This window comes from Massilia frigida (assembly GCF_011682175.1).
Taxonomy (GTDB): Bacteria; Pseudomonadota; Gammaproteobacteria; order Burkholderiales; family Burkholderiaceae_D; genus Telluria_A; species Telluria_A frigida.
The window spans coordinates 1-13,563 of the sequence record NZ_WHJG01000050.1 but is presented as its reverse complement, the minus strand read 5'-3'; the positions used below and the strand labels follow the sequence as shown (position 1 = coordinate 13,563).

10 protein-coding genes are annotated in these 13,563 nt (G+C 62.4%); 8 read left to right on the top strand and 2 right to left on the bottom strand.

What is annotated here, in order from left to right:
- Positions 1 to 26 precede the first annotated feature (26 nt).
- The 4 genes from F2P44_RS29840 to F2P44_RS35895 all read left to right on the top strand — a co-directional run bounded on the left by F2P44_RS29840 (position 27) and on the right by F2P44_RS35895 (position 4,638).
- A complete protein-coding gene (locus F2P44_RS29840; protein WP_167092974.1) occupies positions 27 to 569 on the top strand; it encodes an ankyrin repeat domain-containing protein in 543 nt (180 codons plus the stop codon).
- Positions 570 to 702: 133 nt separating this feature from the next.
- Positions 703 to 1,599, top strand: a complete 897-nt coding sequence (locus tag F2P44_RS29835; protein ID WP_167092971.1) for a LysR family transcriptional regulator — start codon at positions 703 to 705, stop codon at positions 1,597 to 1,599.
- A 46-nt stretch (positions 1,600 to 1,645) separates the two neighbouring features.
- Complete coding sequence (locus tag F2P44_RS29830; RefSeq protein WP_167092968.1) at positions 1,646 to 2,281, top strand: DUF3885 domain-containing protein; 636 nt, start codon at positions 1,646 to 1,648, stop codon at positions 2,279 to 2,281.
- Between the two features lie 104 nt (positions 2,282 to 2,385).
- Positions 2,386 to 4,638, top strand: a complete 2,253-nt coding sequence (locus F2P44_RS35895; protein WP_229423832.1) for an eCIS core domain-containing protein — start codon at positions 2,386 to 2,388, stop codon at positions 4,636 to 4,638.
- A gap of 75 nt (positions 4,639 to 4,713) precedes the next feature.
- On the opposite strand, the gene pstS is transcribed toward F2P44_RS35895, so the two are convergent.
- Positions 4,714 to 5,748 (bottom strand): phosphate ABC transporter substrate-binding protein PstS, encoded by a 1,035-nt coding sequence (gene pstS / locus F2P44_RS29820; protein ID WP_229423831.1) that lies wholly within the window; start codon positions 5,746 to 5,748, stop codon positions 4,714 to 4,716.
- Positions 5,749 to 6,024: 276 nt separating this feature from the next.
- Here pstS and F2P44_RS29815 point away from each other — a divergent pair, with 276 nt between their 5' ends.
- The 4 genes from F2P44_RS29815 to F2P44_RS29800 all read left to right on the top strand — a co-directional run bounded on the left by F2P44_RS29815 (position 6,025) and on the right by F2P44_RS29800 (position 12,634).
- On the top strand, positions 6,025 to 6,363 hold the full coding sequence (locus F2P44_RS29815) for a cobalt-zinc-cadmium resistance protein (RefSeq protein ID WP_167092961.1): 339 nt from the start codon (positions 6,025 to 6,027) through the stop codon (positions 6,361 to 6,363).
- 220 nt (positions 6,364 to 6,583) lie between these two features.
- Positions 6,584 to 7,960 carry a TolC family protein gene (locus F2P44_RS29810; protein WP_167092958.1) on the top strand — a complete coding sequence of 459 codons (1,377 nt, stop codon included), beginning with the start codon at positions 6,584 to 6,586 and terminating at the stop codon, positions 7,958 to 7,960.
- Between the two features lie 3 nt (positions 7,961 to 7,963).
- Positions 7,964 to 9,499: an efflux RND transporter periplasmic adaptor subunit gene (locus F2P44_RS29805; protein WP_167092955.1), complete on the top strand. Its 1,536-nt coding sequence runs from the start codon at positions 7,964 to 7,966 to the stop codon at positions 9,497 to 9,499.
- A 9-nt stretch (positions 9,500 to 9,508) separates the two neighbouring features.
- Entirely contained in the window at positions 9,509 to 12,634 is a 3,126-nt protein-coding gene (locus F2P44_RS29800; RefSeq protein ID WP_167092952.1) for an efflux RND transporter permease subunit, read from the top strand.
- 312 nt (positions 12,635 to 12,946) lie between these two features.
- Here F2P44_RS29800 and F2P44_RS29795 read toward each other — a convergent pair whose 3' ends face one another.
- Positions 12,947 to 13,423, bottom strand: a complete 477-nt coding sequence (locus tag F2P44_RS29795) for a hypothetical protein (RefSeq protein WP_167092949.1) — start codon at positions 13,421 to 13,423, stop codon at positions 12,947 to 12,949.
- Between the last annotated feature and the right edge of the window lie 140 nt (positions 13,424 to 13,563).

The window sequence follows — 13,563 nt, the reverse complement described above, 5'->3', positions numbered from 1 at the left end:
TGCGGGCGGCCGCATGGGAGACTGCCATGACATACCTGATGACAATTGCCGCGCTCGCCATGGCGCAACTGGTGCACGCGGCGCCACCCGAGCCGGCGCGCCTGGCCGAACAGCTCAAGGGCTACTACTTCGACGCGGCCCGGCGTGGCGATGTGGCCATGCTCAAGGAATTCACCAGCGCGGCCTACGATCTGGACACGCGCGACGAGAAAGGCTACACGGCGCTGATCCTGGCCGCCTACCACGGCCAGGGGGCGGCGGTGGACCTGCTCATTGGCGCCGGTGCCGACCCGTGCGCGGGCGACAAGCGCGGCAACACGGCTTTGATGGGGGCGATATTCAAAGGCGAGCTGCGCATTGCGCGGCGGCTGGCCGATACCGCGTGCCAGCCGAACCAGCGCAATCATGCCGGCCAGACAGCGGCGATGTACGCTGCGCTGTTTCAGCGCAGCGAAATCCTGCAAGCGCTGGTCGAGCGCGGTGCGGACCTGAAAGCGGCCGATGGCGCCGGCAACACCCCCGCCAGCCTGGCCCGGGGTGAATTCCGCCAGGCGCAGCGCCAACCGTAACAACGACGCCGTGCCTGCGGCGGCGCCCGCAATCCCGCCTGGCTGCCGCGCGAGCATGGCGCACGACGCACGGCTTGCCCCGGATTCGCGCGTCTGACGCCACACCCGGCGCAAATTGCGCTATCGTAAGCACATGTCCCTGCCCGACCTTAATCTCTTGATCACCCTCGACGTCCTGCTTGCCGAAGGCAGCGTCGCCCGTGCGGCGCGCCGTTTGCGCCTCAGTCCCTCGGCCATGAGCCGCGCGCTGGCCCGCCTGCGCGACACCACCGGCGACCCGCTGCTGGTACGGGCCGGGCGCGGCCTGGTGCCCACCCCGCGCGCCATCGAACTGCGCGAGCAGGTCAGCCAGCTGGTGCACGACGGCGTTGCCGTGCTGCGCCCCGTCGACAAGCTCGACCTGGCACAGCTGGCGCGCACCTTCACCATCCGCACGCGCGAAGGCTTCGTCGAAAATTTCGGTGCGGAACTCATCACACGCCTGTGCGCCGACGCGCCCGGCGTGCGCCTGCGTTTCGTACCCAAGCCGGACAAGGACAGTACGGGTTTGCGCGACGGCAGCATCGACCTCGAAACGGGTGTCGTGGGCAAGTCCACCGGCCCTGAAGTGCGCACCCAGGCCCTGTTTCGCGACCGTTTCGTGGGCGTGGTGCGCGCCGGCCATGCGCTGGCCGAAGGCGCGCTCACGCCGGAACGCTATGCGGCGGGCGAGCATATCGGCATCGCGCGCGAGGGCGCAGCAAAAGGCCCGGTCGATGACGCCCTGATGCCGCTGGGGCTGGAACGCGCGATCGCGGTCACGGTCGCCGGCTTTTCGCCCGCGCTGGCGCTGGCAAGGGGAAGCGAACTGGTCGCCACGGTTGCGGAACGGCACACCGGCCTGTTACGCGGCGGCATGCATAGCTTCGCCCTGCCCTTTTCCATGCCCGAATTTACCGTGTCGATGCTCTGGCATCCCCGGCTCGACGCCGATCCCGCTCACCGCTGGCTGCGCGGGCATGTGCGGGCGGTGTGCGGTGCGCTACGGTAGTTCGGGGCGACAACACTGAAACTTACCCAAGTGCACAATTTCAACAATGAAGCTCAGAGAACACATTGAAAAGCTTGTGGACGGCAAACCATACCGCCACGCCTTGTTTTACAACTTCCCCGGGGGCTTGCGCTTGCGGATGTCCGAAGGCGGCGACTATTTTGGCCGTGTTCTGACTGCCTTGCGCAAGGCAACGGCGGTATGCGAGGACGTGTTTGCCGGCGCGGATACCATGGTGGTGCACCTTCAACGCTATGCGACGCCGAAGCGCTTCGATCTGCGCTTTGCGCTCAAGCAACTTGACCTGGCCGGCATCACAATTCCACGCGCTCGCGACATCTGGGCGGAACTTGTCCCGCGCGACGAGCCCGACGACGATGACAATTGGTGGGTCCATCTGGTCTTTGAACTGCCCCGATCGCAGTTACAGAACCTCCTTTGGTGCGCGTTTGCGTGCGATGTCTGGGAATTGCGTCCGAATCCGCATTGCCTGGTCTACCTGATCAACCCCGAACTGGGACTCATCGTGCATCCCTACGACGACAGGGGGATGGATGTGATCGGAAAAAATGGGAGTGCGCTCAAGCACCTGTACACCGTCCATCAAACATTGCTGCTCGAGTATGACCTCGACGTCATGTACCAGACATTCGCTGTCGACGCCACCGGTCCGGCGCACTAGCAGTTCGTGTATTTCCAGTTACGCTGCTTGCGGGAGCAATCCGGAAAAAGGGTATGATCCAGACGTAATATTTGTCACAACATGCGTAGACAAAGGCCGACACCATGCACGCTCCCTCGCAGCCACTGCCGCAAACCGGATCCGACGTCCGGGCCGATGCCGTTTCGACGGCCGCCTCCAGGACTGTGCCTCAACGGAAGGCTAATGCAGGCAAGCTGCCAGAGACGGTGGCGCAACGCAAGTTGGCAGCGATGATCGACAATAGTGCGCACATGCTGCAACGGCAAGCGATCGCCGACAGGATCGATACCAGTACGCGCATGCTGCAACGACAGCCCGGAAACGCCCTTCACGATCATCCACGGATGGTGGCGCAGCGAAGGGAAACGGGCGCGCCAGCCTCCAACCATACCGGCCTGCCCGACCAGCTCAAATCGGGGATTGAATCCCTTTCCGGCATCAGCATGGATCATGTGAAGGTCCATTTCAATTCATCGCGCCCGGCCCAATTGCATGCGCACGCGTATGCGCAGGGAAGTGATATTCATCTTGGGCCGGGCCAGTCGGCGCATTTGCCGCATGAGGCGTGGCATGTCGTACAGCAGGCGCAAGGTCGGGTGCGTCCGACCATGCAGATGAAGTCCGGTGTGGCGGTCAATGACGACGCAGGATTGGAGCGCGAAGCCGATGTGATGGGGGCCAGGGCGATGCAGATGGCTTCAGCAGCGGGCGGCCCGCAGCAGCATGGTGCCACTCCGGCTTTCGCCAATTCCCCGGTCGCGCAGCGCGCGATTATCGTGAGCGGAACCGAGATTGCTTTTACCGATCCGGCTATCGCTTTCGAGGAATTTCGGGCCAGTTTTCCCGAAGCGAGCAGCGAGCATCTGTATGCGGTATTGACCGAACTGTGCACGCAAGTGCGCGATGAGTATAAGAGCCTGGACGAGGTCAAGGTGAATATTGGGAATTTGCTCACTATGCAGCCCGCTGCCGCCGAGGTGAATATCGGACAGGTGATGGAGTCGGTCGCATCCCTGGACGAGTTCACAAAAAGGCAAGATCAGTTTCAATCGTCCTTGCTCTCCATGGACGGCTTGCAAAGTGCCGGCTTTGAATTCGAGTTCGCTTCTTTCACGCAGACACCGGACACACCCTACTCCGACCAGGAAATTATTCCTTCTCACCAGGAGATGGGGAAATCTATCGATTTCGGAAATTTTTTCAAATTGCCTTGGAAGCTGGAATCGGACGCGCTCAATACCCTGGAATTGGTGACACCACCATTTGTTTTTCCCAAAAACCAACACGGCGATGCGGCACGGATTAGCGTAAACGAAAAAATCGCCTCCGTTTTGCCGGCGATTTCCACGACCGCCAAAAACGAGAAATTCACTTTGCCGCAGCTCGTTGCCGCGCTGGCGGCAAGCGGACTCGGTAGAGGATGGACGATTGACGGCACTTATCTGAATTTCGGCGCGATAAAGAAAGTGAAATCGGGTTCGGAAGTCTACGGTCAAACCAATGCATCGCTGTATCCCGCCGAAATCGGCCAGCTTCTGGAAAACAAATTTGCGGAATACGATAGTTTACAAGGTTCGTTTGACGGTACCGCCCCGACCAACCTGGCCCGCAAGATTCGCTATGCATTTGGCTTGAAAGCGGACGATGAAGGGCCGCTGAAACAGGCCGTGGCAGTGTTTGCACGCTACGCGTCGAATGTGCTTGCCATTCCCAGCATGATGCACCGTCAAGCCACTCAGACGCGAAAAGACAACATGCCGACGGATGTGAAGGAAACGTTGGCAGTGTGGGTGAAAACAGATGCCTTGAATCTATTAAAAGGGATTTTAACGACAGGTGAGAGCCGCATAGATTTCTCCACCAAGCTCAATCAATTCGCGCCGGTCGTGGTTAACCTGGTGTCTGTCGAAGGAAAGAAAATGGAGGCCGCCGCAAGAACGGCAGTAGCGTCGAAGGAGAAGAAGTTCGTTGAAGACCATCCATTGAAAGACTATGTGCCGAGCCAGGAAGTGTTAAAAGATCTGGATTCCAATGGGAAGGTGGCTGCGATGAGAAAGGGGAGAGATGACCAAATGGCCGCACTTGATACGTTCAAGCTGACCCTGATGGGCGAGGTGCCCGCGATGGACTCCTATGTCAAACACATGATGGTTGAAGCCCAAGCGTTCATCGCAAGAGCGCTCGATGTCGAAAATCACGAATTAACCATTCCCACGTCAACGACCAAGGAATTCTTGTCCGAGAAATATGGTACTGGCGAAGGCGTGCGCAAGGGAACCTATCTGGGCGGGATAGCGACGAAGGATGGTCCGATGTATGTCACCGAAACGCGGTAAGCGCACTGACTGGCGAACGAAAAAACCCGCCGGCGTATCACGCGGGCGGGTTGCTGTCGGCAGAACAGCGGCGGCTTAACGCAGGTTGAGCGCCTCGGCCAGCGACCACTTGAGCGGAGTGCCACTGGCGTCGGTGATCGTGGTCAGGTCGCCGAAGATGCGGCCTTGCATGCTGTCCGGCAGGCGCACGAAGTTCGCATTGCCGATAATCGCGTCACCATGCGCAAAACCCCATGCGAAGAACTTCAGGGCGGCAATCGTCTTTTCCGGATTGTTGGTGGCCTGTGCCGCCACGATGAAGGTGCCCGACGTGATCGGCCACGTGGTCGGACCGACGCGGTCGGTCAGCATTTCCTCATACTTGGCCTGGGTAGCCCATGGGCTGTTCAGCAGTGCTGCCGTAAAACCATCAGCGCCTGGCGATACAACCTTGCCGTCGCGGTTTTTCAAGCGGGTGAATGCCAGCTTGTCCTGCACCACGTACTGATAATCGACGTAGGCAATTGCGCCCGGCGTCTGCTTCACCGCATTGACGGCACCGTTGCTGCCGTTGACCTGGGTCACGCCATTCGCCCACGCAACCGTGAAGTTGCGGCCGTACGCCTGTTTCCACGCCGGGCTGGCCTTGCTCAGATAATCGCTGAAGTTGTAGGTGGTGCCCGAGCCGTCCTGGCGCGCGATCACGGCAATGGACAGGTCAGGCAGCGCCACGCCTGGGTTGATGGCGGCCAGCTTGGCATCGTTCCATTTGGTGATCTTGCGCGAGAAGATGTCGGCCAGCAGTTCGCCGGTCAGCTGGACTTCGCCGCGCTTGAGGCCCGGCAGATTCACGACAGGCACCACGCCCGAGACCGCGCTCGGGAAGCAGATCAGCTTGCCGGCCTTGAGGTCCGCCTGGGACGGGGCAATGTCGGTCGCGCCGAATTCGACCGTTTTGGCCTTGGCTTGCTTGACGCCTTCGCTGGAACCGCTCGGCTGGTAAGTGAGCTTGACGTTTTGCGACTTGCCATACACGTCGGCAAGTTTGACGTACAGCGGCTGCGCAGCGGACGAGCCGGCACCGCTGATATCGATCGCATGGGCCGCAAATGCGGAGACAAGAAGTGTCAAAGTGACAGTGGTTTTTACAGCAGAGAACATATATCCCCGGGATCTAGAGAAAATCGGAACCGCGCCGGCCGCCAGGCAGCCAGGAAACGAACAACCGACGATAATAGCAGAGCTACAACATTGCAGCAATGCGTGTAAATACGTAGTCAGCCGATAAAATCGGCTAATTTCCGCTATTTGCAGCGATATTATCGGTGTTGCATAAATTTCATTCTTTATGCATGATTATCTATCCCGACACCTGCGCATTTGCGCATCTGCTGTTACAATCCGGCCATGCGACGCCTGCTGATTATTTTTTTGCTGATGGTTTTCCCGCTCCAGGTGAGCTGGGCGGCGGCGAGCGCCTATTGCGGGCATGAACCCGCCGCCACCGTCGCGCATCCCGGCCACCATCAGCATGCCGATGATCACCAGGCCGACCCTGACGATTCTCCCTTCGGTTTCGACACAGACTGCGGCGACTGCCATTTCACCAGTGTCGGCATCACCGCCACGCCAAGCGGCGACAATGCGCCGCCACCCACATCGTATGCCGATGCAGCCGACGCGGCATGCCTGGCGACCCTGCGGCCCGCCCGCCCGGAACGGCCCAAATGGCAACGCGCCGCCTGATCCGGCTGCCGCTGTCGCTTTCCTGATATCCGCTTAGCGCGGTTCATCATCGCCGTCAACAATACGCACACCGCTAGCGCGCCTGGCCGGATTCCCTTGTCTATTTAACCAGGAGAATTCGATGTACAAACTCGTCTTGCCATTGGCAATTGCCGCGGCGTGGCCCTGCCATGCGCAGGCCCGGAACCTGCCAGCGCCCGCATTCACAGTGGCGTCAACGGTGACGCCAGAAACCCAAGCTGTTCCCACGCCGCTCATGGCCACTGTATTGGCGCTTTCCGGCGCGGCGTCCGTCGCACCTCATCAGGGTGCGCATACCGACGCGCCGTCCGCAGCAACTCCCCATGGCGCGCTTGCTGACGCACCGTCCGTCGCACCTCATCAGGGCGCGCTTGCCGACGCGCCCCCCGTTGGCGCTCCAGTATCGGCCGCCGCGCCCTTGTCCCTGGCTGGCGCGCTGTCCCGCGTCCTGCAAGCGAACACCGACCTGCGCGCAGGTGCCCTCGAAATCGACGCCCAATCGGGCGCCGTCTTGCAGGCCGGGGTTGCCCCCAACCCGGAACTGGCCACCCTGGTCGAAGATGCACGCGAACCGACCAGAACCACAACGGTGCAACTTAACGTGCCGATCGAACTGGGCGGCAAGCGTGCGGCGCGCGTCAACGCCGCCCAGCTCGGGCACGACGCCGCCGGCGCCGGACTGGCCGTCAAGCGCAATGCCGTGCTCGCCTCGGCACGCGCTGCCTTCCACGACCTGCTCGCCGCCCAGCAACGCCAGCAGATCGCCGCCGAATCGCTCACCCTTGCCAATGGTGCGCTCGCTGCCGCGACCAAGCGCGTCCTGGCTGGCAAGAACTCGCCGGTCGATGAAACGCGTGCCCGCATCGCCGCGTCCAGCGTCAAAGTCGACCTGGCCCAGGCAGCCGGCGAACTGGCCGGCGCAAAAAACCACCTCGCCGCGCTTTGGGGCGGGACCGGGCGCGACATCGGCCGCGCCGAGGGCTACCTCGACCGTCTGCCCACGCGCGCTTCCCTGCCCCATCTCATGGAACAGCTCAAGGCCGCGCCCGCGTTACGGCTTGCGCACATCGAACTGGCGCGCCGCCAAGCCTTGTCGCAGGTCGAACGGGCCGGCCGCGTGCCCGACCTGACCGTCAGCATCGGCGCCAAACGCGACCAGCAAGCGGGCCGCAACCAGGCTGTGTTCGGCCTGGCCATTCCCCTGCCCCTGTTCGACCGCAACCAGGGCAAGCTGCACGAAGCGCTGCAACGCAGCGAGAAAGCCCGCGCCGAACTCGATGGCGCCCGCGCGCGGCTAAGCAACGAACTGGCGCAGGCGCACGAAGCGCTGAGCGTCGCCCGTGAACAAGCTCAGTTGCTGAACGACGAGGTCCTGCCCGGTGCGCAAAGCGCCTACGAGGCGGCCCGCACCGGTTTCGAGTACGGCAAGTTCAACCTCATCGATGTGATCGACGCCCAGCGCACCTTGCTGCAAGCCCGCACCCAGCACCTGCGCGCCCTGGCGGACGCCCATCGCGCCGCCGCCGATATCGACAGCATCCTCGGCGTCCCCGGCGCCGCCCAGACAGTGGAGTAATGCATGAAATACCCTTTCGATAAAAAACAAACCATCGTGATGATCGTCGTCCTGCTCATTGGCGCCGTGCTGACAATGCTGATCGTTGCGCGCAAACCCGCCCAGCCGCAGCACGACGACCACGAGGAACACGGCGGGCAAGCGGACGCCGCCCAGGTGGACCACGGCGGCAAGCCGCACCAGGAAGACGCCGTGCCCGCACGCGGCCCCCATGGCGGCAAGCTGTTCGTCAGCCAGGGCTACGGCCTGGAGGTCACTATCTTGGACCACAGCGCCGGCCCGCAGTTCCGCCTTTTTACCTACCAGGATGGCAAACCGCTCGATCCCGCGGCCACCAAGGCCACGCTGACCCTGGAGCGCCTGGGACGGACGCCGCAAACCATCCGCTTCGCGCGCGAAGACGACTATCTGCGCGGCGACGCCATCGTCGGCGAGCCGCATTCCTTCAAGGTGGCCGTTGCGGCCCAGTCCGGCGGCAAGACTTACCGCTTCGCCTACCAGCAGGTCGAGGCGCGGGTGACGATGTCGGAAACACAAACGGCGCAGAACGGCATCGATGTCCACACCGCCGGCCCGGCGCGCATCAAGAGCGTGCTCAAACTCAATGGCGAGATCCAGCTCAACGCCGACCGCACGGTGCACGTGGCCCCGCGCCTGGCTGGAATGGTCGAATCGGTCAGCGCGAACGCGGGCCAGACGGTGCGCAAGGGCCAGGTGCTGGCGGTGCTGTCGAGCCAGGCACTGGCGGGCGAACGCAGCGCCTTGCTGGCGGCGCAACAGCGTTTGGTGCTGGCGCGCAGCGTATTCGATCGCGAACGCACGCTGTGGCAACAGAAAATCACGGCGGAACAGGATTACCAGCAAGCCCGCGCCTCCCTGCAGGAAGCCGAGATCGCCACCCAAAGCGCGCGCCAGAAACTCGACGCGCTCGGGGTCGGCGCCGGTAGCCTGAAACAGCTGGCGCGTTACGAAGTTCGCGCGCCGATCGATGGCGTAATCACCCAGAAAACCGTGGCCGCCGGCGAATCGGTGAAGGAAGAAGCCAGCCTGTTCGTGGTGGCCGACATGTCGACCGTCTGGGCCGAGCTCTCCGTGAGCGCACGCGACCTTGAAACCATCCGCCAGGGCCAAAACGCGACCGTACGCGCGGGCGCGGCCGATACGGTGGCCAGCGGCACCATTTCCTACGTCAGCGCCCTGGTCGGCGAGCAGACGCGGGCCGCCAAGGCGCGCGTGGTCTTGCCCAATCCGAAGGGCGTGTGGCGGCCCGGCCTGCCGGTCACGGTGGATGTGGTCGCCGCCGAGCTCACCGTGCCGGTCGCTGTGCTGGTCGAAGCGATCCAGACCGTGAACGAGCTGCCCGCCGTGTTTGGCCGCTATGGCGACCATTTCGAAGCACGCCCGCTGGTGCTCGGGCGCAGCGATGGCGAGTCGGTCGAGGTCGTCAGCGGCCTGCTGCCCGGTGAAAAATATGCGGCAAAGAACAGCTTCCTGATCAAGGCCGACCTCGGCAAAGCCGGCGCCAGCCACGACCATTAAGGAACCGCCATGTTCGATACCCTCATTCGTTTCTCGATAGAACGGCGCTGGCTGGTACTGATGCTGGCCGCTTTCGTGGCGGCGCTCGGGATCTACAGTTACCGCCAGTTGCCGATCGACGCCGTACCCGACATCACCAACGTCCAGGTCCAGGTCAATACCGCCCTGCCCGGCTATTCGCCGCTGGAAGCCGAGCAGCGCATCACGTTTCCGATCGAAACGGCGATGGCCGGTTTGCCCCATCTGGAACAGACCCGTTCGCTCTCGCGCTACGGCCTGTCGCAGGTGACCGTGATTTTCAAGGATGGCACCGACATCTATTTTGCGCGCCAGCTCGTCAACGAGCGCTTGCAGCAAGTGCGCGCCAGCCTGCCCGCCGCTGCCTCGCCCGCCATGGGGCCGATGTCGACCGGCCTGGGCGAGATCTATATGTGGACCGTGGAAGCCAAGCCCGGCGCCCTGAAAACCGACGGCACGCCTTACGATTCCACCGACCTGCGCCAGATCCAGGACTGGATCGTCAAGCCGCAGTTGCGCAACGTGCCCGGCGTGACCGAAATCAATACCATCGGCGGTTATGCCAGGGAACTGCACATCGCGCCGAATCCGGGCCAGATGGTGGCGCACGGGCTGTCGCTGGCCGACATCGTCGAAGCGCTCGAACGCAACAACAGCAACGTCGGCGCCGGCTACATCGAGCGCGGCGGCGAGCAATACCTGGTGCGCGTGCCGGGCCAGGTTGGCTCGGCCGAGGAGATCGGCGGCATCATCCTGCGCTCCAGCCAGGGCGTGCCGCTGCACATCCGCGATGTGGCCGAGGTGGGCGTAGGCAAGGAGTTGCGCACCGGCGCCGCCTCCGAAAATGGCCAGGAAGTCGTGCTCGGCACCGTGTTCATGCTGATCGGCGAGAACAGCCGGGCGGTGTCGGCCGCGGTCGACAAGAAGCTGGGCGAGATCAACCGTACCCTGCCGGCCGGCGTGCTGGCCCGCACCGTCTACGACCGCACCGACCTGGTCGACAAGGCGATTGCCACCGTGCGCCAGAACTTGCTGGAGGGCGCGGCGCTGGTGATCATCGTGTTGTTCGTCTTCCTCGGCAATATCCGTGCGGCCCTGATCACGGCGCTGGTGATACCCCTGGCCATGCTGGCCACCTTCAGCGGCATGGTCGCCAACGGCGTCAGCGCCAACCTGATGAGCCTGGGAGCGCTCGACTTCGGCATCATCATCGACGGCGCCGTGGTCATCGTGGAAAACTGCGTGCGGCGCCTGGCCCATGCCCAGGCCGCCGCCGGACGCCCGCTCACGCGCGAGGAACGCTTGCGCGAAGTCTTCGCCGCCGCCGGCGAGGCGCGTCGTCCGCTGCTGTTCGGCCAGCTCATCATCATGGTGGTGTACCTGCCGATCTTCGCCCTCACCGGGGTCGAGGGCAAGATGTTCCATCCGATGGCATTCACGGTCGTGGCCGCGCTGGTGGCGGCGATGGTGCTGTCGGTGACCTTTATTCCGGCGGCCGTGGCGCTGATGATCGGCAACAAGGTCAGCGAGCACGACAGCCGAATCATGGGCTGGGCCCGGCGTGCCTATCTGCCGCTGCTGCGCTTGTCCAGCGTCAACAAGGGTCCGGTGATGGTCATTGCTGGCGTGGCGATCGGCCTGTCCGCGCTGCTGGCCACGCGTCTGGGTAGCGAATTCGTGCCCAGCCTCAATGAAGGCGACATCACCATGCATGCGCTGCGCATTCCGGGCACGAGTTTGTCGCAGGCGGTCCAGATGCAGCTTGCGCTGGAACGCACCATCAAGCAGTTTCCCGAGGTCGATACGGTGTTTTCCAAGATGGGCACGGCCGAAATCGCCAGCGACCCGATGCCGCCGAGCGTGGCCGATACCTTCATCATGCTCAAGCCGCGCTCCGAATGGCCCAAGCCGACGCGCAGCAAGGAACAGTTTCTTGCCGCGTTGGAACAGGCGGTCGGCAAGGTGCCGGGCAATAACTACGAGTTCACCCAGCCGATCCAGATGCGCTTTAACGAGTTGCTGTCGGGCGTGCGCAGCGACGTGGCGATCAAGGTCTTCGGGGACGCCACGGAGCTCATGGGCCGCAGCGCCGCCCAGATCGCCGCCGTGCTGGAAACCATCCCCGGCGCGGCCGACGTCAAGGTCGAGCAGACCACGGGCTTGCCGATGCTCACCATTCGCATCGACCGGGCCCGCACCGCGCGCGTTGGCGTCAACGTTGGCGACGTGCAGCAGACCATTGCCACGGCCATAGGCGGGGCCAACGCCGGTTCGCTGTTCGAGGGCGACCGCCGGGTCGACATCGTGGTGCGCCTGCCGGAAGCCTTGCGCGCCGACCTGGACGCCATCCGGCGCCTGCCGATCCGCGTTGCTGTGCGCGAAGGCAATCAGCCGGCCGCGTACGTGCCGCTGGGCGACGTGGCGCAGCTGGACATGAGCCCCGGCCCGAACCAGGTCAGCCGCGAAAACGGCAAGCGGCTGGTGGTGGTCACGGCCAATGTGCGCGGGCGCGATATCGGCTCGTTCGTGGCCGATGCCGGGGCGGCGATTGGCCAGCAGGTCAAGATTCCACCCGGGTACTGGATCACTTGGGGCGGGACGTTTGAGCAGTTGCAATCGGCCACCAGCCGGCTGCAACTGGTGGTGCCGGCCACGCTGGCACTGGTGTTCATGCTGCTGTTCGTCATGTTCGGAAATGTGCGCGACGGCTTGCTGGTGTTTACCGGCGTGCCGTTCGCGCTGACGGGTGGCATCGTGGCGCTGTGGATGCGCGGCATTCCACTGTCGATCTCGGCGGCGGTCGGGTTCATTGCCTTGTCCGGCGTGGCGGTGCTCAACGGGCTGGTGATGATTTCCTTCATTCGCGGCTTGCGTGCGGAAGGGATGCCACTGGCGCAGGCGGTGGAAAGCGGCGCCATGACGCGCCTGCGGCCGGTCTTGATGACGGCGCTGGTGGCCTCGCTCGGCTTCGTGCCGATGGCGCTGGCGACCGGTACGGGGGCGGAAGTGCAGCGTCCGCTGGCGACCGTGGTCATCGGCGGGGTGTTGTCGTCGACCTTGCTGACCTTGCTGGTGCTGCCGCTGCTGTATCAGTGGGCGCACCGGCGCGACGCGTAATTAATAAGGACGCGATGCCAGGTCGGCTGGTGAACTTCACCGACCTGGTACTGCGGCTCGCATCTACGGTAACGTAGCCTGCTTCGCGTTCCGGGAGATGGGCTGTTATAAGCGATCCGGGTCTTCGAGGAGAAGTGCTTGGACCATTGCATCGAGTCATCTGCCGGCACGGCTGCTATCGTCCCTTTTGGCGCCGTAGCAACGCCCGGAAGCCGAGAATAAACGCGGAAGTGAGCGGTCAGCGCGGCGTTTTGCGCAGCTCCGCTGACTGTAAGGTTGGGGAAACGGCATAGAACCCGGGCGCAACGATGATCACCGTTGCGATCCTTTGGTCTCGACCGGTGGTATTCCGAAGCGTTGTTGCGTTAAAAATCCGAATCGTTCCAGTTGTTTTTCGTTCAGTGCCTTCACATCAGCTAATAGTGCAGGAAATGTATTGGCGAAAGCACAGGCATCATTGGGATTTTTATTCTTAGCTTGAAGAGCCAAAAAAGTTTTTAGATGCGCCAATTTCTCGCGTTGAATTTCTATAACAACCTCATCAACCATCATTTCTTGAGTACCAATCATTACGTCTATTTTTCCGCAACGCCCCGAATTGAAGCAATACATCGCTTGCTCGAACATTTTCTTGTATGTAGCCGTCCCCGCATAACTCGACATTGTTGTATTGAGTTCCCTAATTTGCTCATCGGCTCGCTTGGAGCAGTCGTTTTTATCCTCGGCAAATGCAGAAATATTTAAAAGCACGCCAACCAGGAAAAGCGTTGGTATTTTACAATTGTTCATAGTGTATCCTTGAAGAGCCAATTGCAAAACGATTTTTCTGAACTGGCCGGCATCACGGGAGCGCGACTTTCCATCGCATTTTCGTGATGCTGGACGAATTCTGGTCGGTTATGGTGGCGGAATCATGGTTAATCTCATTC

Excerpts from the sequence above, each read along its gene's own strand:
- F2P44_RS29795 (WP_167092949.1), bottom strand. The coding sequence starts at position 13,423 with ATGAACAATTGTAAAATACCAACGCTTTTCCTGGTTGGCGTGCTTTTA.
- F2P44_RS29830 (WP_167092968.1), top strand. The coding sequence starts at position 1,646 with ATGAAGCTCAGAGAACACATTGAAAAGCTTGTGGACGGCAAACCATAC.
- F2P44_RS29840 (WP_167092974.1), top strand. The coding sequence starts at position 27 with ATGACATACCTGATGACAATTGCCGCGCTCGCCATGGCGCAACTGGTG.
- F2P44_RS35895 (WP_229423832.1), top strand. The coding sequence starts at position 2,386 with ATGCACGCTCCCTCGCAGCCACTGCCGCAAACCGGATCCGACGTCCGG.
- F2P44_RS29815 (WP_167092961.1), top strand. The coding sequence starts at position 6,025 with ATGCGACGCCTGCTGATTATTTTTTTGCTGATGGTTTTCCCGCTCCAG.
- F2P44_RS29805 (WP_167092955.1), top strand. The coding sequence starts at position 7,964 with ATGAAATACCCTTTCGATAAAAAACAAACCATCGTGATGATCGTCGTC.
- F2P44_RS29835 (WP_167092971.1), top strand. The coding sequence starts at position 703 with ATGTCCCTGCCCGACCTTAATCTCTTGATCACCCTCGACGTCCTGCTT.
- F2P44_RS29800 (WP_167092952.1), top strand. The coding sequence starts at position 9,509 with ATGTTCGATACCCTCATTCGTTTCTCGATAGAACGGCGCTGGCTGGTA.